The sequence below is a fragment of the Streptomyces sp. NPDC057694 genome, from assembly GCF_042799415.1.
GTDB lineage: Bacteria > Actinomycetota > Actinomycetes > Streptomycetales > Streptomycetaceae > Streptomyces.
The window spans coordinates 1,214,105-1,239,217 of record NZ_JBHVIX010000001.1 but is presented as its reverse complement, the minus strand read 5'-3'; the positions used below and the strand labels follow the sequence as shown (position 1 = coordinate 1,239,217).

At 71.8% G+C, this 25,113-nt stretch carries 27 protein-coding genes and 1 riboswitch; of the genes, 20 read left to right on the top strand and 7 right to left on the bottom strand.

Going from position 1 to position 25,113, the window contains the following annotated elements:
* Positions 1-114: 114 nt before the first annotated feature.
* Both metE and ACFVDP_RS05650 read right to left on the bottom strand, forming a co-directional pair.
* Positions 115-2,433 carry a 5-methyltetrahydropteroyltriglutamate--homocysteine S-methyltransferase gene (metE, locus tag ACFVDP_RS05655; protein WP_383483687.1) on the bottom strand — a complete coding sequence of 773 codons (2,319 nt, stop codon included), beginning with the start codon at positions 2,431-2,433 and terminating at the stop codon, positions 115-117.
* A 162-nt stretch (positions 2,434-2,595) separates the two neighbouring features.
* A riboswitch (cobalamin riboswitch) is annotated at positions 2,596-2,830 on the bottom strand.
* Positions 2,829-3,140 carry a hypothetical protein gene (locus ACFVDP_RS05650; protein ID WP_383483684.1) on the bottom strand — a complete coding sequence of 104 codons (312 nt, stop codon included), beginning with the start codon at positions 3,138-3,140 and terminating at the stop codon, positions 2,829-2,831. It overlaps the preceding riboswitch by 2 nt.
* A 203-nt stretch (positions 3,141-3,343) precedes the next feature.
* Here ACFVDP_RS05650 and ACFVDP_RS05645 point away from each other — a divergent pair, with 203 nt between their 5' ends.
* The 9 genes from ACFVDP_RS05645 to ACFVDP_RS05605 all read left to right on the top strand — a co-directional run bounded on the left by ACFVDP_RS05645 (position 3,344) and on the right by ACFVDP_RS05605 (position 11,386).
* Positions 3,344-3,778 (top strand): LAETG motif-containing sortase-dependent surface protein, encoded by a 435-nt coding sequence (locus ACFVDP_RS05645; protein WP_383483682.1) that lies wholly within the window; start codon positions 3,344-3,346, stop codon positions 3,776-3,778.
* A 22-nt stretch (positions 3,779-3,800) separates the two neighbouring features.
* Entirely contained in the window at positions 3,801-4,496 is a 696-nt protein-coding gene (locus ACFVDP_RS05640; RefSeq protein ID WP_383483679.1) for an RNA polymerase sigma factor, read from the top strand.
* Positions 4,493-4,963 carry a hypothetical protein gene (locus ACFVDP_RS05635; RefSeq protein ID WP_383483677.1) on the top strand — a complete coding sequence of 157 codons (471 nt, stop codon included), beginning with the start codon at positions 4,493-4,495 and terminating at the stop codon, positions 4,961-4,963. Before ACFVDP_RS05640 ends, ACFVDP_RS05635 begins: the two co-directional genes overlap by 4 nt.
* Positions 4,964-5,065: 102 nt before the next feature.
* Complete coding sequence (locus ACFVDP_RS05630; RefSeq protein WP_383483674.1) at positions 5,066-6,679, top strand: Na+/H+ antiporter; 1,614 nt, start codon at positions 5,066-5,068, stop codon at positions 6,677-6,679.
* Between the two features lie 123 nt (positions 6,680-6,802).
* The gene (locus tag ACFVDP_RS05625) at positions 6,803-8,047 is read left to right on the top strand and encodes a cytochrome P450 (protein ID WP_383483670.1); all 1,245 of its coding nucleotides are present in this window, start codon (positions 6,803-6,805) and stop codon (positions 8,045-8,047) included.
* Complete coding sequence (locus ACFVDP_RS05620) at positions 8,041-8,712, top strand: TetR/AcrR family transcriptional regulator (protein WP_383483667.1); 672 nt, start codon at positions 8,041-8,043, stop codon at positions 8,710-8,712. Before ACFVDP_RS05625 ends, ACFVDP_RS05620 begins: the two co-directional genes overlap by 7 nt.
* A gap of 4 nt (positions 8,713-8,716) precedes the next feature.
* Entirely contained in the window at positions 8,717-8,917 is a 201-nt protein-coding gene (locus ACFVDP_RS05615) for a ferredoxin (protein ID WP_383483664.1), read from the top strand.
* Positions 8,914-10,101 (top strand): NAD(P)/FAD-dependent oxidoreductase, encoded by a 1,188-nt coding sequence (locus ACFVDP_RS05610; RefSeq protein WP_383483661.1) that lies wholly within the window; start codon positions 8,914-8,916, stop codon positions 10,099-10,101. The genes ACFVDP_RS05615 and ACFVDP_RS05610 overlap by 4 nt, the downstream gene beginning before the upstream one ends.
* 46 nt (positions 10,102-10,147) lie before the next feature.
* Positions 10,148-11,386 (top strand): cytochrome P450, encoded by a 1,239-nt coding sequence (locus ACFVDP_RS05605; protein WP_383483658.1) that lies wholly within the window; start codon positions 10,148-10,150, stop codon positions 11,384-11,386.
* Between the two features lie 4 nt (positions 11,387-11,390).
* Here ACFVDP_RS05605 and ACFVDP_RS05600 read toward each other — a convergent pair whose 3' ends face one another.
* A complete protein-coding gene (locus ACFVDP_RS05600; RefSeq protein ID WP_383483654.1) occupies positions 11,391-12,935 on the bottom strand; it encodes an FMN-binding glutamate synthase family protein in 1,545 nt (514 codons plus the stop codon).
* 121 nt (positions 12,936-13,056) lie between these two features.
* A complete protein-coding gene (locus ACFVDP_RS05595) occupies positions 13,057-13,494 on the bottom strand; it encodes a DUF4232 domain-containing protein (RefSeq protein WP_383483651.1) in 438 nt (145 codons plus the stop codon).
* A gap of 117 nt (positions 13,495-13,611) precedes the next feature.
* On the opposite strand from ACFVDP_RS05595, the gene ACFVDP_RS05590 reads away from it, so the two are divergent.
* Positions 13,612-13,908, top strand: coding sequence for a cupin domain-containing protein (locus ACFVDP_RS05590; protein ID WP_383483648.1), 297 nt, complete (start codon positions 13,612-13,614; stop codon positions 13,906-13,908).
* Between the two features lie 59 nt (positions 13,909-13,967).
* Positions 13,968-14,579 (top strand): class I SAM-dependent methyltransferase, encoded by a 612-nt coding sequence (locus ACFVDP_RS05585; protein ID WP_383483645.1) that lies wholly within the window; start codon positions 13,968-13,970, stop codon positions 14,577-14,579.
* A 28-nt stretch (positions 14,580-14,607) separates the two neighbouring features.
* Here the strand turns inward: ACFVDP_RS05585 and ACFVDP_RS05580 are convergent, their stop codons facing one another.
* Both ACFVDP_RS05580 and ACFVDP_RS05575 read right to left on the bottom strand, forming a co-directional pair.
* Positions 14,608-14,988, bottom strand: coding sequence for a hypothetical protein (locus ACFVDP_RS05580; protein ID WP_383483643.1), 381 nt, complete (start codon positions 14,986-14,988; stop codon positions 14,608-14,610).
* A 78-nt stretch (positions 14,989-15,066) separates the two neighbouring features.
* On the bottom strand, positions 15,067-15,519 hold the full coding sequence (locus ACFVDP_RS05575) for an ATP-binding protein (protein WP_383483640.1): 453 nt from the start codon (positions 15,517-15,519) through the stop codon (positions 15,067-15,069).
* A gap of 317 nt (positions 15,520-15,836) precedes the next feature.
* Between ACFVDP_RS05575 and ACFVDP_RS05570 the strand changes: the two genes are divergently transcribed.
* The 3 genes from ACFVDP_RS05570 to ACFVDP_RS05560 all read left to right on the top strand — a co-directional run bounded on the left by ACFVDP_RS05570 (position 15,837) and on the right by ACFVDP_RS05560 (position 17,849).
* Positions 15,837-16,703 (top strand): helix-turn-helix domain-containing protein, encoded by an 867-nt coding sequence (locus ACFVDP_RS05570; protein ID WP_383483637.1) that lies wholly within the window; start codon positions 15,837-15,839, stop codon positions 16,701-16,703.
* Positions 16,704-16,732: 29 nt separating this feature from the next.
* Positions 16,733-16,951 carry a DUF397 domain-containing protein gene (locus tag ACFVDP_RS05565; RefSeq protein WP_383484359.1) on the top strand — a complete coding sequence of 73 codons (219 nt, stop codon included), beginning with the start codon at positions 16,733-16,735 and terminating at the stop codon, positions 16,949-16,951.
* Between the two features lie 82 nt (positions 16,952-17,033).
* Complete coding sequence (locus ACFVDP_RS05560) at positions 17,034-17,849, top strand: SAM-dependent methyltransferase (RefSeq protein WP_383483635.1); 816 nt, start codon at positions 17,034-17,036, stop codon at positions 17,847-17,849.
* Positions 17,850-17,866: 17 nt separating this feature from the next.
* Here the strand turns inward: ACFVDP_RS05560 and ACFVDP_RS05555 are convergent, their stop codons facing one another.
* Entirely contained in the window at positions 17,867-18,361 is a 495-nt protein-coding gene (locus tag ACFVDP_RS05555) for a carboxymuconolactone decarboxylase family protein (protein ID WP_383483632.1), read from the bottom strand.
* A 111-nt stretch (positions 18,362-18,472) separates the two neighbouring features.
* On the opposite strand from ACFVDP_RS05555, the gene ACFVDP_RS05550 reads away from it, so the two are divergent.
* The 6 genes from ACFVDP_RS05550 (at position 18,473) to ACFVDP_RS05525 (ending at position 24,968) form a co-directional block, all read left to right on the top strand.
* A complete protein-coding gene (locus tag ACFVDP_RS05550; RefSeq protein ID WP_383483629.1) occupies positions 18,473-19,420 on the top strand; it encodes a pirin family protein in 948 nt (315 codons plus the stop codon).
* A gap of 195 nt (positions 19,421-19,615) precedes the next feature.
* A complete protein-coding gene (gene gdhA / locus ACFVDP_RS05545; protein ID WP_383483627.1) occupies positions 19,616-20,974 on the top strand; it encodes an NADP-specific glutamate dehydrogenase in 1,359 nt (452 codons plus the stop codon).
* A 180-nt stretch (positions 20,975-21,154) separates the two neighbouring features.
* Complete coding sequence (locus ACFVDP_RS05540; protein WP_383483624.1) at positions 21,155-22,330, top strand: spore photoproduct lyase family protein; 1,176 nt, start codon at positions 21,155-21,157, stop codon at positions 22,328-22,330.
* Positions 22,331-22,432: 102 nt separating this feature from the next.
* On the top strand, positions 22,433-23,899 hold the full coding sequence (locus tag ACFVDP_RS05535; RefSeq protein WP_383483621.1) for a WGR domain-containing protein: 1,467 nt from the start codon (positions 22,433-22,435) through the stop codon (positions 23,897-23,899).
* A 128-nt stretch (positions 23,900-24,027) separates the two neighbouring features.
* Positions 24,028-24,369 (top strand): GNAT family N-acetyltransferase, encoded by a 342-nt coding sequence (locus ACFVDP_RS05530; RefSeq protein ID WP_383483617.1) that lies wholly within the window; start codon positions 24,028-24,030, stop codon positions 24,367-24,369.
* Between the two features lie 101 nt (positions 24,370-24,470).
* On the top strand, positions 24,471-24,968 hold the full coding sequence (locus ACFVDP_RS05525; RefSeq protein WP_383483614.1) for a winged helix-turn-helix domain-containing protein: 498 nt from the start codon (positions 24,471-24,473) through the stop codon (positions 24,966-24,968).
* Positions 24,969-25,113 lie beyond the last annotated feature (145 nt).

Here is a 25,113-nt window from a genome sequence, read left to right as displayed (position 1 = left end):
TTCTTTTTGTGGGCTCTCTGCAGGGAGCTGGCTGGGGCAGAAGGACGGGAGCCCGTGCACACCACTGGTTGGGGGGGGGGTTCTGCGGCCCCCCCCCCCCGGCGCCGTGCCGGATCAGGCCGAACCGAGCTCCCCGCGCACGGTCCGGGCCGCGGACACGAGGTTCTCCAGGGAGGAGCGGGTCTCGGGCCAGCCGCGGGTCTTCAGGCCGCAGTCCGGGTTGACCCAGAGCCGCTCGGCCGGAATCGCCTCAAGTCCCTTGCGCAGCAGGCCGGCCGCCTCCTCCGCGCTCGGCACGCGGGGGGAGTGGATGTCGTAGGCCCCCGGACCGGCCTCGCGCGGATAGCCGTGCTCGGCCAGTTCGCGGGCGACCTGCATGTGCGAGCGCGCCGCCTCCAGACTGATGACGTCGGCGTCGAGGTCGTCGATCGCCTGCACGATGTCGCCGAACTCGGCGTAGCACATGTGCGTGTGGATCTGGGCGTCCGGACGCACGCCCGCGGTGGTGAGCCGGAACGCCTCGGTCGCCCAGTCCAGGTAGGCGGCGTGGTCGGCGGCCCGCAGCGGCAGGGTCTCGCGCAGCGCGGGCTCGTCGACCTGGATGACCGAAGTGCCGCTCGCCTCAAGGTCGTTGACCTCGTCGCGCAGTGCCAGGGCGACCTGGCGCGCGGTGTCGCCGAGCGGCTGGTCGTCACGGATGAAGGACCAGGCGAGCATGGTCACGGGCCCGGTCAGCATGCCCTTGACCGGGCGGTCGGACAGCGACTGGGCGTACGACGTCCAGCGCACCGTCATCGGCTCGGGGCGGGAGATGTCACCGGCCAGGACCGGCGGGCGGACGTAGCGGGTGCCGTAGGACTGGACCCAGCCGTGCTGCGTGGCGAGATAGCCGGTCAGCTGCTCGGCGAAGTACTGGACCATGTCGTTGCGCTCGGGCTCGCCGTGCACCAGGACGTCGAGCCCGGTCTTCTCCTGGAAGGAGACGACGTCACGGATCTCGTTCCTGATGCGCTCCTCGTAGGCGGCGGTGTCGATCCGGCCCGCCTTCAGGTCGGCGCGGGCCGTGCGCAGTTCGGCCGTCTGCGGGAACGAGCCGATCGTGGTCGTCGGCAGCAGCGGCAGCCCCAGGTGGGCGCGCTGGGCCGCGGCCCGCTCGGGGTACGGCTGAGAGCGCCGGGCCTGCGCCTCGGTGACCGCGGCGGCGCGGGCCCGCACCGCGGGGTCCCGGGTGAGGGGCGAGGCGGCGCGGGAGGAGAGCGCGGCGCGGTTCACCGCGAGTTCCGCGGTGATCGAGTCCGTGCCGTGGGCGAGGCCCTTGGCGAGGGTGGCGATCTCCACCGTCTTCTGGCGGGCGAAGGCGAGCCAGCGCAGGATCTGCGGGTCGACGTCACGTTCCAGGGCGGCGTCCAGCGGGACGTGCAGCAGGGAGCAGGAGGCGGCGACGTCGACGCGGTCCGCGAGGCCGAGGAGGGTGCCGAGCGTGGCGAGGGACTTCGTCAGGTCGTTGACCCAGATGTTCCGGCCGTCGACGACACCGGCGACCAGGCGCTTGCCGGGCAGCCCGCCGACGGCGGCGAGCGCGTCGAGCTGGGCGGCCGCGGCGTCGGTGAAGTCCAGGGCGAGGCCTTCGACGGGTGCCTTGGCGAGTACGGGCAGGGCGTCGCCGAGCCGGCCGAAGTAGGAGGCGACCAGCAGCTTGGGCCGGTCGGCCGCCGCACCCAGCTCACGGTAGGCACGCTCGACGGCGTTGAGGTCGGCCGTGGTGCGGTCCTGGACCAGGGCGGGCTCGTCGAGCTGGACCCAGCCGGCCCCTGCGGCGCGCAGGTCGGCGAGGACCTCCGCGTACACCGGGAGCAGCCGGTCGAGGAGGGTGAGCGGGTCGAAGTCGGCGGCGACACCGGGCGCGGGCTTGGCGAGGAGGAGGTAGGTGACCGGGCCGACCAGGACCGGGCGGGCGGACAGCCCGAGGGCGAGGGCTTCCCGCAGCTCCGCGACCTGCTTGGCGGAGTCGGCGGTGAACACGGTGTCCGGCCCCAACTCGGGCACCAGATAGTGGTAGTTGGTGTCGAACCACTTGGTCATCTCCAGCGGCGCCACGTCCTGGGTGCCGCGGGCCATCGCGAAGTAGCCGTCGAGCGCGTCGGCGTCCACCGCGGCGCGGTGGCGCGCGGGAATCGCGCCGACCATCACGGTGGTGTCGAGGACGTGGTCGTAAGGGGAGAAGTCGCCGGTGGGGACTTCCGAGATCCCGGAGGCGGCGAGCTCCCGCCAGTTCCCCCGGCGCAGTTCGGCGGCCGTGGTCCGGAGGGCGTCGGCGGTGACGCGGCCCTTCCAGTACCCCTCGACGGCCTTCTTCAGTTCACGGTTCCGGCCCTGACGGGGGTAGCCGTACACGGTGGCCCGTGCTGCCGCGGCTTCGGTCCTGGTGGTCACGGAGTTCTCCTTCGAGAGACGTATCCCTGAGATCCCGAGGACCCGAACGCGTGAAGGAGCGACAGAAACGACAGGGCGACCTCACGCGGCAAAGGCGCGGTCGTCCGCCGGATATGTACGCCGACCCGCCCTCGAGGTCACCGGGATGTCCGCGCACGCGTCGTACGCGCACGGGCAGGTGGCAGGTCTTCGGACTCGCGGGCCCGTCCCGTGCGTGTCACCACGTACAGGACTCCTACTGGCCGTCGCTTCCCAGGTCCCGTTCCTCGGGTCCCAGTGCGTGTGACGGCGGTCGTTCCCACTCACCGCTGCGGGGCAGTCCCGGATTCCCACCGGGTTCCCTCTTGCGACGCATCCCGCCTGGCGGACGGGGCGAACCAGCTGCGGGGCCCACCCTACCGGCCGGTGGTGTCGGGCACGTCCGGCCCGCTGCCGCCCTCGGCGCCCGCGCCCTGCCGGGCACGACGACGGCCGAACAGAGCACCGCCCGCGACCACCAGACCGATGGCGACGACCTTGGCTGCTCCGTAGTAGCCCGTCGCGAGGTTCTCCGGGGTGCCGGGCAGCCGGAGGAGGACCCACGCCGCCGCGAGAACGCCGATCACGATCACGACCACGGCTCCCACCGCTCCGAGATCCGCCCACCAGGGCTCCGCGCCGTGACCCCGCTCCTCGTGCCCCGCGATGTCCTTCTCGGTGTCCGTCAACGCCTCGTACTCCCCTGTGATCGTGGTGCTCGCCGAGGAAGATGCGGGTCAGGGGGCGACGGTTCCCAGGAGTGGATCTTCGGGGTGTCCGCGGACCCCGGCGAAGATTTTCGTGCGACCGCGGCAACCTGGCGCGGGGTCGCGCGTCGTGTGGGGGTGAAGGGCGCCGTCCGGCGTCCTCGTCCCGACCGTGGAGAACGACCGTGAAGCACCTCGTCCCCGTCCGCAGCGCCGTTGTCGCCACCGGCCTGCTGGCCGCCCTGGCCTCGATCCCCGCCGCCCACGCCACGCCCGCCCCGTCCTCGGCCGCCGCCACCGAGGCGCCGAGCGCGTCGCCCGCCACCGGCGCTCCGAAGCCCGCCACGAGCGAGCCGCCGACGGCCGAACCGTCCACCGCGCCGGGCGGCAAGGAGTCCGCCACCCCCTCGCCGGTACCCAGCGCCGGCGACGCTACCGAGGCGCCCTCGCCCGCCCCCGCCGACGGTACCGAGGCGCCCTCGGCAGCTCCCGCCGACGACGAGCTGGCCCATACTGGTTCGTCGAACACCGGTACGGCCGTCATGGGCGCCGGGGCCGTCGTCCTCGTCGCCGGTGGAGCGGGAGCCCTCTTCGCCGTACGCCGCCGCTCGCACCGCTGACGCAGCCCACCCGAGGATCTCTGTGCACAGCTCCGCAGTCACCGAACTCGCCCCACGGCCACAGCCGTTCACGCTCGCCCACGGCCGAACCCGTCCGGGGTGGCGGGCGCTGCTGCGCGGGCTGCTGCGCCGCGACCGGTCCACTCTCGAAGCGGCGCCCGGCCCGGCCGCGCGCCCGTACACATCCCCGTACGGCACCACGCACCCGCACCCGCACCCGCACACCGACCGGCCGCCCACGATCAGCGAGCTGTACCACGCGCACCGGCTGCGCATGGTGCGGCTCGCGGTGCTGCTCGTGGACGACCTGTCCACCGCCGAGGACGTCGTGCAGGACGCGTTCACGGCCCTCTACCGACGCCACGGAGAGCGCATCACGGAGGTCGACAACGCCCTCGGCTATCTGCGGACGTCGGTCGTCAACACCGCACGGTCGGTGCTGCGCCGACGCCGCACGGCCCGGGCCTGGACCCCGCCGCCGGCCGGTGCCGCCCCTTCGGCGGAGGACTCCGTCGTGCTCGACGAAGCGCACCGCGAAGTCCTCGCCGCACTCGCCCGGCTCACCCCGCGCCGCCGCGAGGTCCTCGTCCTGCGCTACTGGGCCGAACTCAGCGAGGCCGAGATAGCCGCCGCCCTCGGCATCAGCAAAGGCGCGGTGAAATCGAACGCGAGCCGCGCCCTGGACGCACTCGAAAGGATCCTGGAGGGCCGGATATGACGCCCCGGACACCATGGGCCGAACCGGCCGACCACCCCGAGCGCCCGGCGGAGCGACGGCTGCACGAGGCACTGGCCGCGCGCGCCGACAGCATCACCGTACGCACGCTGCGCCCGGCCGAGCCGCCAGGACCGCACCTGCGCCGACTGCCCCTGCTCCACCGTGCCCTCCTCCACCGCGTCCGGCGCCGCTACGTGGTCCCGCTCGCCGGTCTCGCCACCGCCGCCGCCCTCGTCGTCGGCTACCTCACGCTGGCCCCGGACACGGAACCGCACCGCACCCCCGTACCGCCCGCCGCGCCCTCGGCCCCGGCCGACCCCGACCGCGCTCCGACTCCCCGCCCGTCCTCGCCGGCCCCGGCCGGCTCGACGGCACCGCACACCGAGGTGCCGACCCCTTCCCGTCCGCCCTCCGCGACCGCCCCGGACGACGTCGCCCCCTCGGCGACCCCGAGCACACCCGGCTGAGCCGGGACCGGCCGACACCGGCATACCGGCGCCGGCTTCCGCCCGCGCACACGGCACAGTTAGGGCAGCACAGTGTCGGTGCAGTGTCTGAGGGAGGAACGCGTGCTCGGTCTCGAGCTTGTCGTGCTGTTGGGGATCGCCGTGCTGGTCGGCTCCGCACTCGGCGACCGGCTGCGCATCGCACCGCCCATGGTGCTCATGGTGATGGGCGTGCTGATCGGCCTGATCCCCGCCCTGCGCAAGGTCGAACTGCCCTCCGAGGTGGTGCTGCTGCTGTTCCTGCCCGCGCTGCTGGCCTGGGAGAGCCTCAACACCTCCCTGCGCGAGATCCGCCGCCATCTCACCGACGTCGCCCTCGCCGCCACCGTTCTCGTCATCGCCTCGGCCGCGTCCGTGGCCTGCGTCGCGCACGCGCTCGGGATCGGCTGGGGGCCCGCCTGGGTGCTGGGCGCGGCCGTCGCGCCGACCGACGCGACGGCCGTCAACGTCGTGGCCCGGCTCCTGCCGCGCAGGGACATCACCCTGCTGCGCGCCGAGAGCCTGCTCAACGACGGTACGGCGCTGGTCGTCTACGGCATCGCCGTCGGCGTGACCGTCGGCACGGAGGCCGTCACCGCCCCGCACGTCGGATGGCTGTTCGTGCTCGGCTACGGAGGCGGCGCGCTGATCGGCCTCGCCGCCGGTACGGTCGTGCAGTGGTTCCGCGCCCGGATGGCGCAGGCCGACGCGCTGCGCGGCCAGGTGCTGTTGCTGCTCGCCCCGTTCTCCGGGTATCTGCTCGCCGAGAAGATCGACGCCTCGGGTGTCGTCGCCGTCGTGGTGTGCGGGCTCATGCTCAGCCAGAGCGGGCCGCGCACCGTACGGGCCGAGGTCCGGGTCCAGGCGCAGAACTTCTGGATGGTCGCCACCTACCTCCTCAACGGCTCCCTGTTCGTCCTCATCGGCGTCGAACTCGACTTCTCGCTCCGCACGATGGGCAACGACGAGATCCCCCGCGCGCTCGGCACCGGGTTCGCCGTGGCCGGCACTCTCGTCGCCGTGCGCTTCGCCTACTACTTCGGCGTCGCCGCGTTCTTCAGGATCGCCCGCAGGGGCACCGCCCGCGCCTCCGGCACGACGTACTCGAACCGGCGCCTGACCGTGAGCGCCCTGTCCGGGTTCCGCGGGGCGATCTCGCTCGCCGCGGTGCTCGGTGTCCCTTCCCACCTCGACAACGGCGAGGTCTTCCCGTCCCGTCAGCTCATGGTCTTCGTCACCGGTGTGGTGATCGTCGTGACGATGGCGCAGGCCCTGGTCCTGCCGTGGGTGGTGCGCTGGGCCCGGATCCCGCGCGACCGGTCCGTCGCCCGCGAGGAGTGGCTCGCCGAGTCGGCGGCGCTGGAGTCCGCGCTCGCCGCCCTGCCCGACCTGGCCGGCCGCCTGGAGACGGCACCCGCCATCCGCGAGGCGATCCAGCGCTCCCACCGGCTGCAGGCGGACACGGTCGCCCAGCGCTGCGCCACGATCCCGGACGATCCCGAGGAGAGCGCCCTCCACCCGCGACGCCTCACCGACGACCACACCGCCCTCAGCCTCGCCCTCCTCGCCGAGCGCCGGTCCGTGATCGTCCGGCTGCGGGACACGGGCGACATCGACGACACGGTCCTGCGCCGCCTCCAGGGCCGCCTCGACACCGAGGAACTCCACCTGCTGGGACATGTCCCGGTGGGGGAGTAAGCGGGGCGCGTACACGGGTTCGTTCCAGACTCTTCACGACGGAATCCAGCCATCCGCTTGCTTAATGCAGGCGTTTTAACTTGGGTGAGTGGTGAGGCCAGGAACCTACTTCGGAGGCCATCAATGCCCCATGGGACCACGGACGAAGAAGCAGCTCGGCGATACCCGTTCCCCCAGCCCGCGGCGCTCGAAGCCCCGGTCGAATGGGGGCGGATGCGGCAGGAGTGCCCGGTCGCCCGGGTGACCCTGCCCAGCGGAGACGAGGCGACCCTGCTCACCCGGTACGACCATGTCCGCTCGGCGCTGAGCGACCCGCGGCTGAGCCGTGAGGGCGCCGCGAACGAGGACGCCGCGCGGGTGGCCGAGGGGGAGGGGGACATCTTCAACAGCCCGATGGCCCGCACCCTCAACGCCGTGGGGCACGAGCGATGGCGCCGCCTGCTCGGGCGCTGGTTCACCGCCAAGCGGATCCGGGCGCTGCGCCCCGACATGGAGCGGGTCACCGAGCGCCTGATCGACGAACTGACCGCGCGGCCGGGCCCCGCGGACCTGGTGGCCGGGCTCGCCTTCCCCTTCCCCGTCTACATCATCTGCGCCATGCTCGGCGTGCCGGACCAGGACCGGGACGCCTTCAAGAGCTGGTCGGACACGTTCCTGAGTGTGACGAAGTACAGCGCCGCGGAAATGGCCACGGCGCAAGGCGAGTTCGCCGTCTACATGACGGATCTGATCGCCGACAAGCGGGCTGCTCTGGAGGCGGGCCGGGTGACCGAGGGCGAGGAGGACCTCCTCACGCTCCTGCTCACGGCGCCCGACAGCGAAGGCGCCGTCCTGCCGGACGACGCGCTCGTCGCCACCGGACAGGCCCTGCTCCTCGCCGGACACGAGACCACCGCCGGATTCATCGCCGTGATGGTCGCCCAGCTCCTGTCCGACCGCAGCCGCTGGGAGCGACTCCTCGCGGACCGTACGCTGATCAGGCCCGCGGTCGAAGAGGTCCTGCGGATCGACCCGAGCAATGGGTTCGGCATGGTCCGCTACGTCCACGAGGACATCGAGTTCGGCGAGGAACTGGTACCGCGGGGGACCACCGTCGTGTGCAGCATGTCCGCGGCCAACCGCGACGAGCGCGCCTTCACGGACGCGGACAGCATGGACCTCTCCCGCTCGCCCAACCCGCACCTGACCTTCGGCGCGGGCCCGCACTCCTGCCTCGGGCAGCCACTGGCCCGCACCGAGATGCAGACCGTCCTCGAGGTGCTGCTGCGCCGGCTCCCCGGACTCGAACTCGCCGTCGAGAAAGGCAAGTTGCGGCAGGTCGAGGGTCTACTGACCGGCCCGCTGCGCGAGCTGCCGGTGACGTGGTGACCGTGCCCGCCGAGCGGACGGCGGCCCGGTCCGGCACCCGGTCGCCGGCCACCCGGCAGGCCATCATGGCCGCGGCCGAGCGCCTCTACGCGGAACAGGGCATCGCCGGGGTCTCCAACCGGCAGATCAGCGAGGCGGCCGGGCAAGGCAACGTGGCCGCGGTCGGCTACCACTTCGGCTCGAAGACCGAGCTGGTCCGCGCGATCATGGCCCACCACTCCGCGGCCGCCGAGGCCATCAGACAGGACATGCTCGACCGCATCGACGACCCCGACGACGTCCGCGCATGGGTCGAGTGCCTGGTGCGGCCCGTACCGGAGTACCTGGCGGGGCTCGACTCCCCCTCCTGGTACGCGCGGTTCTCCGCCCAGCTCATGACGGACCCCGGACTGCGCGCCGTGCTCACCGACGACGCCCTGAACCGCAGCGCCGTCGCCGCGGTCCTGAGCGGACTCGGCCGGCTCCTCGGCCACTTGCCGGCCGAAGTACGGCGCGGCAGAGGGGAGATGGCGTCCTACCTCATCACCCACACCTGCGCCGAGCACGAACAGCGGGTGGCCCGCGGAGAAGCGCCGCCGACCTCCTGGCGTGAGACGGCCACGCTCCTCACCGACGCCGTCAGCGGCATGTTCGCCGCACCCGCCACCCCCACACCGAAGGAGTGACCCCATGAAGATCACCGTCGACGAGGGCAAGTGCTGCGGCGCCGGCCAGTGCGTGCTGATCGCACCCGAGGTCTTCGACCAGCGGGACGACGACGGCATCGTGATCCTGCTCGACGTCGAACCCCCCTCGGAACAGCACCCGCTGGTCGACGAGGCGGCGAGCGTCTGCCCGGCCGCCGCGATCGAACTGCGCGAGAACGCGTGACGGGCCCGTCGAGCGTCCAGGTCGTAGGGGCCTCGGTCGCCGGCCTGGCCACCGTGCAGACTCTGCGGCGCAAGGGATTCGAAGGCCGCGTCACCGTGCTCGGAGCGGAGCGGCACCCGCCCTACGACCGGCCGCCGCTGTCCAAGCAGATCCTCGCCGGGACCTGGCAACCCGAACAGGCCCACCTGCGAAGTCCGTCCGATCTCGCCGCGCTGGACGCCGACTTCGTGCTCGGCGACCGGGCCGTGTCGCTCGACACGGCGGAACGCAGGGTGCGTACGGCGGCGGGCCGGGACCTGAGCGCCGACGCCGTGGTGATCGCCACCGGCGCGAGTCCCCGCTCCCTGCCCGCCGAGGGACCGACGGACCGCGTCCACACGCTGCGGACCGTCGACGACGCGCTCGCCCTGCGCGACCGGCTCCTGGAGCATCGGCGTACGGTCGTCGTCGGCGACGGAGTCCTGGGCGCGGAGATCGCCGCGACCGCCCGTACCCTCGGCGCGGACGTCACCCTCGTCGGACCGCAGCAGACGCTGATGAACGCCCAACTCGGCACCGAGATAAGCCAGTTGCTGACCGGACTGCACCGGAGTCACGGCACCCGGCTGCTCCTCGGGACAGCGGTCACCGGTACAGACTTCGCGCAGACCGGCAGCGGCGGCGTACGCCTCGCCGACGGTGAGCTGCTGCCCGCGCCCGTGACGGTCGTCGCCGTGGGCTGCGTACCCGAAACCGCGTGGCTCGACGGCAGCGGTCTGGAGCTGAGCGACGGAGTGCTCTGCGACGCGAACGGGCAAGCGGCAGAGGGCATTTACGCCGTCGGGGACGTCGCCCGCTGGGCCCGGCCGTCCACCGGCGCACCGCGGCGCCTGGAGAACCGGACCAACGCCATGGACCAGGCCACCACAGTCGCCGCCCGGATCCTCGGCGGCCCCCGGCACCACGATCCCGTGCCGTACTTCTGGACCGACCAGTTCGACGCCCGCATCCAGGTGCACGGACTCCCCACCCCTGACGCCGACTTGACGATCCTGGAGGGAAGCGTCGAGGAACACCGCTTCGTCGCCTCGTACCAGGACCGGGGCCGCACCGTGGCCGTCCTCGGCTGGAACATGCCCAAGCAGGCCCGGCAGCACCGGTCGCGGCTCCTGGAGAGCCGGGCCGCCGAGGCCCCGGCGGCCTGAAACCGCCCGCCCGCACCCCCCACTACGTGCATCGCGAGGTTCCGACATGAGTTCCCCGTCCTCCGCGCCCCCGCTCGACGGCGCACCGCGCGACTTCCCTCACCCCCGCGCCGCGGGATGCCCCTTCGACCTGTCGCCCCGGATGCGGGCACTCACCGAAGAGGGGCCGCTGACCCGCACCCGGATCTGGGACGGCAGCACCCCGTGGACGGTCACCGGCCACGCCGAGCAGCGCACCCTGCTGGCCGACCCCCGGCTCAGCGTCGACCCGGCGCGGCCCGGCTATCCCAGCCCCGTCGCGCACCACGGCCCCCGCACGGACGCCGGCCCCGACCTGAGCTTCGTCCTCATGGACGACCCCGAGCACACCAGGCTGCGCCGCATGGTCAGCGGCGCGTTCACCATCAAGCGCATCGAGTCCCTGCGCCCCACCGTGCAGACGATGGTCGACCGCGCCGTCGACGACCTGCTGGCCGGCCCCAACCCGGCCGACCTCGTCCAGGCGCTGGCCCTGCCCATCCCCTCCCTGGTGATCTCGGAACTGCTCGGAGTCCCGTACGCCGACCACGAGTTCTTCCAGCGGAACAGCAAGGTCATCGTCTCCACGACCGCCACGAACGAGGAGCGCGGCGCGGCCCACGCCGCGCTCGGCGACTATCTGGCCGAGCTGGTCGCGGAGCGCGTCACCGACCCGCGCGAAGACCTGCTCTCCCGGCTCGCCGCCCAGGTCGCGGCCGACGCGCTCACCGCCGCCGAGGCCGCGGCCATGGGAGTGCTGCTCCTTCTCGCCGGGCACGAGACCACCGCCAACATGATCTCCCTGGGCACCCTGCTGCTCCTCCAGCACCCGGACCAGCTCGCCCTGTTGCGCGACACGGACGACCCGAAGGTGATCGACGCGGCGGTCGAGGAACTCCTGCGCTATCTGACCATCGTCCACCTCGGTCGGCGGCGCACCGCGACCGAGGACATCGAGATCGGCGGCCGCACCATCCGGGCCGGCGACGGGGTGATCCTGCTCGGCGAACTCGCCAACCGCGACCCCGCCGTGTTCCCCGACGCCGACCGCCTCGACCTCACCCGGGGCGACCGCCGCCACCAGGCCTTCGGCCTGGGCGCCCACCACTGCCTCGGCCAGCCGCTCGCCCGGCTCGAACTCCAGGTGGTGTACCCGACGCTGCTGCGCCGCGTACCCACCCTGCGCGCCGCCGCCGACCTGGACGCGATCCCGTTCAAGCAGGACGCCGTCATCTACGGACTGCACGCCCTGCCCGTCACCTGGTGACCGCTCAGCCGGCCGCGTCGGGGAGCGCGGCCGGCCCGCCGGTGACCAGGTCGGTGATCTCCTCGGCGAGCGCCGGGGAGAGCTCGCCCCAGCCGTCCTTGTAGCCGTAGACGCTCGCGAGCGTACGGGCCTCGTAGTCGCCGTTCATGATGTCGATGTCGGCGGGCGTGATGAGCGACGGGTGGGCGACACCGACCGCCCCCGACACCTTCAGCAACTCCCGGCGCAGGGTGCGCAGATACATCGCGGCCCGGTTGGCCTTCGAGGGTGCGTCGACGCCGCGCACCAGCCACGGATCCTGGGTGGCGATGCCGGTGGGGCACTTGTCGGTGTGGCACTTCTGCGCCTGGATGCAGCCGATGGACAGCATCGCCTCGCGGGCCACGTTGATCATGTCGACGCCGAGCGCGAAGGCGACGGCGGCGTTCTCGGGCAGCCCGAGCTTGCCCGAGCCGATGAAGGTGAGCTCATCGGTCAGCCCCCGCTCGGCGAACGTGCTGTAGACGCGCGAGAAGCCCATCCGGAACGGCAGCGACACCGAGTCGCTGAAGATCAGCGGAGCGGCGCCGGTGCCGCCCTCGCCACCGTCGATGGTCACGAAGTCGACACCGCGGTCACCCCGCGCCATCAGGGTGGCGAGCTCCTCCCAGAAGCTCATCTCGCCGACGGCGCTCTTGATCCCGACGGGCAGACCGGTCTCGGTGGCGAGCAGCTCCACGAAGTCGAGCATCGAGTCGACGTCGTGGAACGCGGTGTGCCGCGAGGGCGACGCGCAGTCCTTCCCGGCGGGTATGCCGCGGATCTCCGCGATCTCCTCGGTCACCTTCGGGCCCGGCAGCATCCCGCCCAGTCCGGGCTTGGCGCCCTGCGAGAGCTTGATCTCGATCGCCTTGACCGGGGCGCCGGCGACGACCGCCTTCAGCTTGTCGAGGCTGAAGGCACCGTCCTCGTCACGACAGCCGAAGTACGACGTGCCGATCTGGAGCACCAGGTCGCCGCCGCTGCGGTGGTACGGCGACAGACCGCCCTCACCCGTGTTGTGCATCGTGCCGGCCAGCGCCGCGCCCTTGTTGAGCGCCGTGACGGCCGCGCCGGACAGCGAGCCGAAGCTCATCGCCGAGATGTTCACGATGCTCGCCGGACGGAACGCCTTGGCACGCCCGCGCGGACCGCCCAGCACCTTCGCCGAGGGCAGCGGCGCCTGCGGGTCGTGCAGATCGGGCAGCGGCCCCGCGAACGTGCGCTGCTTGATGTACGGGTGCCCCTGCACATGCTCGACGTCGTTGTCGGTGCCGAACCCGAAGTAGTTGTTCTCTTCCTTCGCCGACGCGTAGATCCAGCTGCGCTGGTCCCGGCTGAACGGCCGCTCCTCGTCGTTGGACGTCACGACGTACTGCCGCAGCTCGGGGCCGATCGTCTCCAGCAGGTACCGGGCGTGCCCGATCACGGGAAAGTTTCTCAGCAGTGCGTGCTTCTTCTGTACGAGGTCGCGGGCGGCCACCAGGGCCAGCGCTGTCGCGGCGGCCGCGCCTATGTTCCGAGCACGCATGAAACGTTCCTCTCCTCGACTGCTCGACAAGCGGCGCCGAAAGACGCCCGAGCAGGCCCGATGGTAGAGGGAGCGGTTCGGGACGGGCAGGCCAGGGGAGGGGGCGGCTCCTGAAGAGGCGTCAGGCGCCGGCGCGCACCGGTCCGATGACGGTCCCCTTCACGACCCGCAGATGCCCGGACGCGCTGGACTCGCCGGGGATCACCCCGCCCGGCGCGGAGAGCGTGAAGGTGGCCTCGTCCGCGGCCCGGCCCCGGTGCTGGTCGGGGACCTGGATGTCGAAGTGGACCGGGTGGCCGGGGCCGAACGTCACCGGGGTGTGCTGCGGCCCGTACCGGCCGGGGGCGACCCCGCTCGGCACACCGTGCTCGGAGAACCGCACGTCGACGGGTGACCCGGCCAGCGTGCAGGCCGCGTACCCGCGGGCCGCGGTCAGCGTGACGCGGTAGTGGCTGTGCCCGGAGGACGAGGTGTCCTGGGCGATGTGCGCGATGTGGTTCGCCGGGCGGCAGGACGACGGGGCCGGCGGCGCCGATGCCTGGGCCAGTCCACCGTGCAAAAAGGCACCATGGCGGTGCGAAGCATCCGGTTCCACCCCGTCGCGGTGAAGACCGGCACGGCGGCTAGCCTGCGACTCCGGGTGCCCGAACGCCCGACCGCAACGAGGAGAACGATCATGAGCACCACCGCCCGCGCCACCGTGCAGCACGAGGACGAGCGCGTCCGCGTCACCCGCTGGGACTTCGAAGCGGGGCAGAGCACCGGCCGCCACGTCCACGCCTACGACTACGTCGTCGTGCCCGTCACCGACGGACGGACCGACGTGATCGGCGCCGACGGCACCGTCACCCCCTCGCAGCTGCGGGCCGGCGAGTCCTACGCCCGCACGGCCGGCGCCGAGCACGAGGTCGTCAACGCGGGCGGCGCCCCGCTCTCCTTCGTCGAGATCGAGCTGAAGCAGCCGTCGAGCTGAAGCAGTCCTGAAAACGCGGCAGGACGGCCCCGCCCGACCGGCGACCTATAGTCGATCTCATGAGTCGTTGGCAGGATCTGACCGGTGGCACGTCCGGGGGCGAGTACGCCGCCCGCTTCGAGGCGCTGGCCCGTGACGGGAAGGACGTGCACGGCGAGGCGGCGTTCTGCGCGGCCCTGCTGCCCGCCGGGGCCCGCGTACTGGACGCCGGCTGCGGCACCGGGCGGGTCATGATCCGGCTGGCCGAACTCGGCCACGACTGCGTGGGCATCGACCTGGACGCCTCGATGCTGGACGTGGCACGGGCGCGGGCGCCCCGACTGCCCTGGTTCCGGACCGACCTCGCCGAGTTCGACCCGGCCGCGCTCGGTGTCGCCGCGGACTTCGACCTCGTGGTCGCCGCCGGGAACGTCCTGCCGCTGCTCACCCCCGGCACGGAGTCCACGGTGGTCGAACGCCTGGCCGCGGCCCTGCGCCCGGGCGGCCTCCTCGTCGCGGGCTTCGGCCTGGACGCCGCTCATCTGCCCGTGCCGCCCGCCTTCACGCTGCCGGAGTACGACGCCTGCTGCGCCGCGGCCGGCCTCGACCTCGTCGACCGCTTCGCCACCTGGGAGGCGGCTCCCTACGACGGCGGTGGCTACGCCGTCAGCGTCCACCGCCGCAGGCCCTGATCCGACGGGCCCCGGCCCGCGACAGGGCTCAGCAGGCTTCGTCGCTCCTGGACGACAGCGGCGCCCACGTGTAGCGCAGACGCGCACCGTGGTCCTGGAGCCAGGCGGTCTCGCGGTGCCGGAGCTCGTGCGCGGACTCCGGCGCGATGGCGCAGGGCCAGCGCACCAGTACCTCGGTGACATGGCCGTGCTGCACCAGGTGCCGCACCCGGCGCCACCCGGTCCGCCGGACCGGGTCCGGTTCACCGTACGTGTCGGTGACGACCTCGGCGATCGTCAGCCCGCGCTCCTGGGCGAACGCCTGGCCTTCGGTCCGCGCACACTGCGCGGCCGCCCCGGGACCGGCCGGGGACCGGTCGGCGCACACGTACAGCACGACGGGAGATGCGGGATCGGCGTGGACGGGCATGGAGTGCCTCCTGGACGTGGCCGGGCCGTGCGGTGCCGGTCGGAAGTCATGACGTCAGGGCCATGAGCGAGGTCGGGGTCAGGACGTCAACTCCGCCCAGACGACCTTGCCCTCGGCCCGCGTCGACCGTGCGGAGCCCCAGCGGTCCGCGATCTGCTGCACGAGGAACAGCCCCCGCCCGCCCTCGTCGCCGGGGCCCGCCTGCTGCTCGGGCGGGCGGACGGGGATCCGGCCGCCGTCGTGCAGTTCGATCCGCAACAGCCGCTCGTCGCCCGTCAGGGTGAGGCCGCAGACGACGTTTCCACTGTCGGTGTGCAACACAGCGTTCGTCGTCAGCTCGGACACCAGGAGCACCGCGTCGCAGCAGGTGTCGCCCGGGACCTTCCAGGCCCGCAGCCGGTCGCGCACGGTGTCGCGGGCGGATCTCGCACTGGTGCGCAGTGCGGGCAGCCCGAACCAGTACTCCCGGCGAGGCGCGGTCGTGTCTAAGGCCGGGGACGGGGCCTGGGCGGTGGGCGTGGGGAGAGTCACGAAGGTCGCCTTCCAGGGCCTGCCGGGGGGCGGCCGCGGTGTGGGGGTGCGGGCTGCAGCTCGAGCGGTGAGAGGCGGGTGACGAGGCAGGCGTCCTGTGACGAGGTGCCGACGACGGCACCGGCAGCACACGTCCCGTCCGGGCCGAATGCTCCTTCAGAGCTGCGACTTGACCGCTCACGTGTCAACTATGCGCGTGATCGTACTCACGCTGCAACCGACTCCCTGATAATTTCAGCACAGCGGGTATCAATCTGGCGTCATCATCAAGTCACTGTCAGAATGGTGATGTTGATGTCCCCTCAGGAAGGTTGGGCGTGAGCGAAGCCCGTTCCGGCACGAGTGCGCCGACGGTCCTGCGCATGATCCTCGGCCGTCGGCTGCGGGACATGCGGCTGAGTGCGGGCGCCTCGCTGGAGGACGCGGCCCGGGCCCTGCGCGTGAAGACCCTGACGATCCGCCGGCTGGAGAAGGCCGAGGTCGCCCTCAAGCCTCTCTACGTGGAGAAGCTGCTGGAGACCTTCGGCGCGGACCGCCAGGAGATCGAGGAGTTCGTCGATCTGGCCGAGCGGGCCAACGAGCCGGGCTGGTGGCACTCCTACCGGGACGTCGTCCCCGGCTGGTTCACCGCCTATGTGAGCCTGGAGACCGACGCCAAGACGCTGCGCACCTACGAACCCCAGTACGTGACCGGCCTGTTGCAGACCCCGGAGTACGCCCACGCGGTACTGCGCGGCGGGTTGCCGAACGGCAGCGAGGAGGAACTCGCGCGCCGCGTGGAGCTGCGGCTGCGCCGCCAGGGCCTGCTGGACCGGGAGGACGCCCCCACGCTGTGGGTGGTCATGGAGGAGGCCGTCCTGCACCGAATGGTCGGCAGCCCCGACGTGATGCGGGAGCAGATCGAGCGGCTCCTCGACATGTCCGAACTCCCGCACATCAGCATCGACATCGTGCCGTTCACCGCGGGCGCCCACATAGGGGCGTGCGCCCCCTTCACGTACTTCCGGTTCGAGGAGCCCGAACTTCCCGACATCGTCTACAGCGAACTGCTCTCCGCCGCCGTCTACTTGGATCAGCGCGAAGACGTCGTCGCCCATCTGGAGGCCCATTCCCGTATGGCGTTGATGACCTCGTCCGATGACAGCAGGGCGCTTTTGAACCGCATGCGCAAGGAGTACTCGTGACGATCACCGGCGAGGACGTGTACAACGGGATGCCGGCCGGCCAGCTCGGCGAGCAGGGCTGGGAGCGGCCCTGGAGCGGGCCGAACGGCGGGCAGTGCGTCGAGACGAAGAAGCTCGCCGACGGCCGCGTGGCCGTACGGCAGTCGACCGATCCGGCCGGACCGGCGCTGATCTACGCGCCGGAGGAGATCGCCGCGTTCGTCCGCGGGGTCAAGGAAGGCCTGGCGGATCACTTGGCCGCCGGGTGAACCGGCGGTGGGCAGCAGGGACGACGACATCCGTCCCGTTCCCGGCCTGCGGGCCGACAGACACACGCATGAAAGGGCGAACATGACCACCAGGCAGGCCGGCCGCGACCTCGACACCAGCAGGCCGCACTCGGCCCGGATGTACGACTACTTCCTCGGCGGCAAGGACCACTTCGAGATCGACAAGGAGGCGGCCCTCGTCGCCGCCGAGGCCCACCCGGGGATCTACCTGACCGCCCGCGAGAACAGGGCGTTCATGCACCGCGCCACCCGGGTCCTGGCCCAGGAGTACGGCATCCGCCAGTGGCTCGACATCGGTACGGGCATTCCGACCGAGCCCAATCTGCACCAGGTCGCCCAGTCCGTCGCGCGCGACGCCCGTGTCGTGTACGCCGACAACGACCCGCTCGTCCTCAAGTACGCCGAGCGCCTCATGCGCAGCACCACCCAGGGCCGCACGGCCTATGTCGAGGCCGACGCCACCGACGCCGACGCGCTGATGAGCGCCGTGGAGGAGTCGGGGGTGCTGGACTTCAGCCAGCCCATCGCGCTCTCCATGAACGCGCTGATGCACTTCATCACTGCGCCGAACGACCCGTACGCCATCATCCGCCGGCTGCTCGACCCGCTCCCGGCGGGCAGCGCCCTGGCCATGAACCACTGCACGCCCGACTTCGACCCGGTGACCTGGAACAAGGTGGCGGAGGTCTACACCAAATCCGGCTCCCCGGTGGACTTCCGCTCGCACGCCGACGTCCTGCGCTTCTTCGACGGACTCGACCTGATCGAGCCGGGCCTCGTGTGCTGCCACCGCTGGCGCCCCGACGCACCGGCCGACGGGACGGAGCCCACCGACGCCCAGATCAGCCTGCTGGCGGGCGTGGGCATAAAGCGCTGACAGCACCCTGGTGCGACCTAGTCCGCCCGGACCGGGTGCTTGCTGAGGATGGACACCCGGTTGAAGGCGTTGATGGTGATCGCCACCCAGATCACCGCGGAGATCTCGTCCTCGGCGAGGTGCCGGCGGGCGTCGTCGTACGCGTCGGACTGGAGCGCGGCGTCCGCGGGGCTGGTCGTGGCCTCGGCGAGAGCCAGCGCGGCGCGCTCGCGGTCCGTGAAGACCTCGGTGTCGCGCCAGGCCGCGAGCACCCCGAGCCGCTGCGTCGTCTCGCCCGCGCGCAGCGCGGCCCGCGTGTGCACGTTCAGGCAGTAGGCGCAGCCGTTGAGCTGGGAGACCCGCAGGTTGACGAGTTCGACGAGCCTGCGGTCGAGTCCCGCCTCGGCGGCGGTGGCCCGGACCGCCTCCGCGGTCTCGACGAGCGAGTGGTACGCCTTCGGGCTCTGCTTGTCGACGAAGACCCGCCGGTCGCGGGCGGCCGCCTGGTCCCCGGCGGCTGTGCTGGCGCTCAACTCTGACTCCTTCACGGGCTGTTGCGGACGGTGGTCGCCGCCGTGCGGGCGACGACGTATGATCACCACCTAGATAGTTGAAGATTAACCTATGTGGGTTGGGTGGGTGCCATGAGCAGCAGTGTCGAGGTCCTGACCGCACGGGACGTACCGCTCGGCGGGCCGCGTTCCATGACCGTGCGCCGGACGCTGCCGCAGCGCGCGAGGTCGCTCATCGGCGCCTGGTGCTTCGTCGACCACTACGGTCCCGACGACGTGAGCCGCACCGGCGGCATGGATGTCGCGCCCCACCCGCACACCGGCCTGCAGACGGTGAGCTGGCTGTTCAGCGGTGAGATCGAGCACCGCGACAGCCTCGGCAGCCATGCCATGGTCCGGCCCGGCGAGCTGAACCTGATGACCGGCGGCCATGGGATCAGCCACACCGAGGTCTCCACGCCGTCGACCACCGTGCTGCACGGCGTACAGCTGTGGGTGGCCCTCCCTGACGCGGACCGGCACGCCGACCGCGACTTCCAGCACTACGCACCCGACCCGGTCACCGTCGACGGCGCGAGGGTCCGCGTGTTCCTGGGCGAACTGGCCGGCTCCGTCTCCCCGGTGCGCACCTTCACGCCGCTGCTCGGCGCCGAACTCGTCCTCGACCCCCGCGCACACCTGACCCTCGCCGTCGACCCTGCCTTCGAGCACGGCCTGCTGGTCGACCGGGGCGCGGTGCGCCTGGCCGGGGCCCCGCTCGCGCAGGCCGAGTTGGGATACGCGGCGCCCGGACGCGACACCCTCACCCTCACCAACGAAACGGACACGCCCGCCCGCGTGATCCTGCTGGGCGGCCCGCCGTTCGGCGAGGAGATCATCATGTGGTGGAACTTCATCGGGCGGACCCATGAGGACATCGCCCAAGCGCGGTCCGACTGGATGACCGGCATCGAGGCCGATGTCGATGCCGGTACTGGTACTGGTACCCGGTTCGGTGAGGTGCAGGGGTACGACGGGGATCCGCTGCCGGCCCCGGAGTTGCCGTCTGTGCCTCTGAAGCCGCGGGGGCGGGTGCGCTGATCGGCCGCCCGCCGCGCGTGCGGGTCTCGCATGGTGGGCCGCTCCTGGTCTGGTCGCTGGTCAAGGTGTTTACATGCTTGTAACACTGACTTTGTCCCGCGCCCGGCAATGGCGCCGAGCGCTCAACGATGGACCGGGCCCGAGCGAGCCGCACCCGTTTCGGATCTGGTGGCAGCCGTGCCAGAAGGGCGTTCTGTGACGACGCGATCCGACCTGCAGCACATACTCGGCACCACCCTCGCCGAGATCGAGCAGCGAAACCCTGCCCAGCCCGAGTTCCACCAGGCCGTTCACGAGGTCCTGGAGACGCTGGCGCCGGTGCTCGAAGCCCGCCCCGAGTACGTCGAGGCGGGCTTGGTGGAGCGGTTGTGCGAGCCCGAGCGGCAGGTCATGTTCCGGGTGCCCTGGCAGGACGACCGCGGCCGGGTGCGGGTCAACCGCGGTTTCCGCGTCGAGTTCAACAGCGCGCTGGGCCCGTACAAGGGCGGCCTGCGGTTCCATTCGTCGGTCAACCTCGGCGTCATCAAGTTCCTGGGCTTCGAGCAGATCTTCAAGAACGCGCTGACCGGTCTCGGCATCGGCGGTGGCAAGGGCGGCAGCGACTTCGATCCGCACGGGCGCAGCGACTCCGAGGTCATGCGGTTCTGCCAGTCCTTCATGACGGAGCTGTACCGGCACATCGGTGAGCACACCGACGTCCCGGCCGGCGACATCGGCGTGGGTGGCCGCGAGATCGGCTACCTCTTCGGCCAGTACCGGCGCATCACCAACCGCTGGGAAGCCGGTGTCCTGACCGGCAAGGGCCAGGGCTGGGGCGGCTCGCTGATCCGCCCGGAGGCCACCGGGTACGGGAACGTGCTGTTCGCCGAGGCGATGCTGCGCGAGCGCGGCGAGGACCTGGAGGGGCAGACGGCGGTGGTGTCGGGCTCCGGCAACGTCGCCATCTACACCATCGAGAAGCTGCGCTCCCTCGGTGCGAACCCGGTGACCTGCTCGGACTCCTCCGGCTACGTCGTGGACGAGAAGGGCATCGACCTCGACCTGCTCAAGCAGATCAAGGAGGTCGAGCGGGGCCGCGTCGACGCGTACGCCGACCGCCGGGGCGCCTCCGCCCGCTTCGTGCCCGGCGGACGCGTCTGGGACGTCCCCGGCGACGTCGCACTGCCGTCGGCCACGCAGAACGAGCTGGACGAGAACGACGCGGCCGCGCTGATCCGCAACGGCGTGAAGGCGGTCTCCGAGGGCGCGAACATGCCGACCACGCCGGAAGCCGTCGACCTGCTCCAGAAGGCGGGCGTCGCCTTCGGGCCCGGCAAGGCGGCCAACGCGGGCGGCGTCGCCGTGAGCGCCCTGGAGATGGCGCAGAACCACGCCCGTACCTCGTGGCCGGCCCAGCGGGTCGAGGACGAACTGGCGCACATCATGAAGGACATCCACGCCACCTGTCACGAGACGGCGGAGCGCTACGGCGCCCCCGGCGACTACGTGACGGGGGCGAACATCGCGGGCTTCGAGCGCGTCGCCGACGCGATGCTGGCCCAGGGCGTCATCTGACGTCGAGCGCCCCTCCGGGTGATTCTGAGGGCGGGCCCCGGTGCGGCCCGCCCTCTGTCGCGTACCGGGCCCGCCACCGGACGAGTGCGGGACGGCGCGGCCCGACGGCGTGGTCGACAATGAGCGCATGGCTGTCACCGAGCTGCTCGAATCGGCGTCCCCCCTCGTCCGGGACCCGGCGTGAACCGTTCCCCGGAGAACTCCCTGCCCGCCGAGGACGGCCAGCAGGCCCTGTTCGGCTGGGACGACGCTCCGGTGCCCGGCCCGGCCGGCGGCGGGTTCCGCGACAGCGCGCAGGCGCGGCGGCTGCTCGACATCCGGTCCGTCTACGCGGAGCGCGAGGCGCTCGACTCTCCGCGCGGGCGACAGATCGTGGCCCGGCTGCCCGACGCCGAGGTGACCGAGGTCGCCGGCCACTGGCGCATCCCCTCGCTCCACGGCAACGAGGGAAACATCGGGCGCTGGACCCGGATCAAGACCGAAACCCTGGTCCTCGGCGTCAAGCGTCAATTGGTCACCCGCCCCAACGGACGCTCCGCGGACTGGATCGCCCCCGGCACCTCCAACGGCTGCGCCATGGCCTGCGCCTACTGTTACGTCCCCCGCCGCAAGGGATACGCCAACCCGATCACCCTCTTCACCAACATCGAGGCGATCCTCGCCCACGTCCGCCGGCACGTCCGCGCGCAGGGGCCCAAGGGCGAGCCCAACCAGTGCGATCCGCGCGCGTGGGTCTACGACATCGGGGAGAACGGCGACTGCTCGGTGGACGCGCTGCTGTGCGACAACACCGCCGACTACATCGCCGCCTTCCGGCAACTGCCGACCGCGAAGGCGTCGTTCGCCACCAAGTTCGTCAACCCCGACCTCCTCGACCTCGACCCCCAGGGCCGCACGCGCGTCCGCTTCTCGCTCATGCCCCATGCCGACGCCCGCCTGCTGGACATCCGTACCAGCCCGATCGCCGAGCGGATCGCCGCCGCCGCGGACTTCCTCGACGCCGGTTACGAGGTCCACTTCAACCTGTCCCCGGTCGTCCTGCGCCCCGGCTGGCAGCGCGACTGGGCCGAACTGCTCGGCCGTCTCGACGACGTACTGCCCGCGCGGGTGAAGCAACAGGCCGCCGCGGAGATCATCATGCTCACGCACAACCAGCAGCTGCACGAGGTGAACCTCGGCTGGCACCCCCGCGCGGAGGACCTGCTGTGGCAGCCGGAGGCGCAGGAGACGAAGCGCTCCGAGAACGGCGCCCTCAACGTCCGCTACCAGGTAGAGATCAAACAGCGCGCCCTGGCCCGTCTCACAGAACTGCTCACCGCCCACGCCCCCTGGCTGCGCGTCCGGTACGCCTTCTGAGCCGACGGCCCGGCAGGCCGTGTTGTCAGTGGTGACCTCTAACGTGGAATCACCAAGGGGCGGCCAAAAGGGCAGGTCCGGTGAGCGGGGGAGAGGTGTGCCGTGACCGCTGCGCACACAGCACAGGCCGAGGGCACGACGTATCTGGAGCTGTCCCAGGAGGGCGCCGGTGCCCACAAGTTCTACGAGGTGACCGTCACCGGCACGACCGTCCTCGTGCGCTACGGACGTATCGGCGCGGACGGGCAGCGGCAGAGCTCCACGTTCCCCACGGTGGACAAGGCGCGGGCCGCGGCGGCCAAGAAGATAGGCGAGAAGGTGCGCAAGGGGTACGCGCCGGCGGTGCGCGGGCAGCGCGCGGCCCGGGCGGTGACCCGCCGCCAGGTGACGTCGGCCCCCTCGACGGCCCGGTCCACGGCACCTGTCCTGTGGCGTTTCCGCACCGGCGCCTCGGCGTTCGGCATCCACGTGGACGAGGACCGCTGCTGGGTCGGCAACCAGAAGGGCGACGTCTACACCCTCGGCCACGACGGCGAGGTGCTCGCCCACTACTCCCTGCCCGACGGCGTGAAGTGCCTGGTGGCCGACGACTTCTGGATCTACGCGGGCTGTGACGACGGGCAGGTCTACGACCTGTCGGCGAAGGTGCCGTTCGCCGCGTACACCATCGCCGAGGACGTCGACATCTTCTGGCTGGACATCCACGAGGGCGTACTCGACGTCTCCGACCGCAACGGCGGCCTGACCATCATCGACCACGAGGAGGAGTTCCAGTGGTCCCGCTCCTCGGCCGGTGACAGCGGCTGGATGGTCCGGGCCGACGACCGCGCCGTCTACCACGGCCACTCCACCGGCGTCACCGCGTACGCGGCGGACGGCACCGGCCAGTTGTGGCACACGGCGACCCTGGGCAATGTGCTGTTCGGCTGGCAGGAGCACGACGCGGTGTACGCGGGCACCGGGCGCCGGGTCGTCCAGCGCCTGGCCAAGGACACGGGCCGCGTCGAGGCCACCTACAGCTGTGACGCCGCCGTGTATTCCTGTGCCACCTCACCGGACGGCCAGTACGTCTTCGCCGGTGACTCGTCCTCCTCCGTCTACTGCTTCGCGGCCGACGGCACCCGCCTGTGGAAGCTCGGCACCGGCGGCGGATCCGCACTGTCGATGCAGTACCACGACGAGAAGCTGTACCTCGTCTCCACCGACGGTTCGCTCGCCTGCGTGGACGCGAGCGAGGCCGCGATCACCGCCGCCCAGCAGGGCACGGTCCCGGTCGCCCAGGACATCAAGCTGGCCGCCGCCCTCCCGACCTACGCGCCGCCGGCCTCCCCGGCCGCGGTCGCCACCGTCACCGCGGTTCCCGCGTCCGGAGCGGGAGTCGTCGTGGAGTGCGTCCAGGAGAGCGGTCGTATACGGGTCCACGTGGTGTCCGACGGCTACGAGCCCACCTGGAACGTCCAGTTCCCCCGCGCCATACGCCAACCGGGCGCGCGTTACGTCGTGGACGCCCTCCACACGGCGTCGAACGGCTTCTACCGGGTGCGAGGGGAGATCCGGCGATTGGTGTGAGCCGCCTTCGACGAGTTCGACGAGTTCGACGAGCACGAGGCATCTCTGACCTGCGCAAAGCAGTGAAGTACTCTCCATGTGGTGGCAGTTGACCGGCCACCCGTCCGCCCGTGACCGAAGGACCCACCATGACCGAGCCCGCCGCCACCCCGGTGGTCCACCGCGTCGACGAACGCCACCGCTATGTGATCGAGGTCGACGGTGCCGGCGCCGGCTTCACCGCCTACCGCGACCGCGACGACCGGCGCGTGTTCTTCCACACCGAGATCGACGACGCCTACGCGGGCCAGGGCCTGGCCTCGACGCTCGTCCGCGAGGCGCTCGACGACGTGCGCGGCGCGGGCAAGCGGATCGTGCCCGTCTGCCCGTACGTGGCCAAGTTCCTGAAGAAGCACGAGGAGTACGCCGACATCACGGACCCGGTGACCCCTGAGGTCCTGGAGTGGCTGGACGGGGTCCTCAAGCGCTGACGAACCGGCGCGCTCGCAACCGAGTTCGAGCCGGGCGATTCCTCGGAGCCCTTTCGTCGTTGAACACGTGACCATGATCAACGCGTTCGAGGAGGCGACGAATGAGTAACAGCACCAAGAAGAAGGGCCGCAGGCATCGCACCGTCAACCGCACCCCGCGGCCCGTGGGCACGGTGACGGCGCCCCGCGCGGGAACGACGGCTCCGGTGACGGTGCCGGGACAGAAGGGCGAGCCCGACCTGGACCGGGTACTGCGCAAGCTCGGCTACGGGCGCCTGCGTGTCCCGGCGCCCGCCGCACCGTCCGAGCCCGCCGCGCGGCGCCCCGCCCCGCGCGAGACGGCACCGCACGAGACAGCCCCGCGCGAGACGGCGCCGCTGAACAAGAACGCCCGGCTGACGCTGGAGTTCCTGGAGCGGGCGGACGGTGGCCGCACGCTGGAGCAGGTGTGTGACGCCGTGGGCTGGACGCCGCGCACGGTGGCGCGGCACCTGAAGACGCTGGCCGACGCCGGTCTCGCCGAGCAGGCCGAGGACGGGCAGTGGTCCGCGACCGGGACCCGCTCGGGCGCCAACGGCGAACGGCACCTGGTGAGCTGATCCCCGTACACGGACCGCCGTACACGGACCGCCGTACACGGACCGCCGTACACGGACCGCCGTGCGCGGACCTCACGGGCGGGGGGGGGGGGGGAAGGGAAGGGGTTTTTCCCCCCCCCCGTCCCCGCCCACTTTCCTTCCTGTG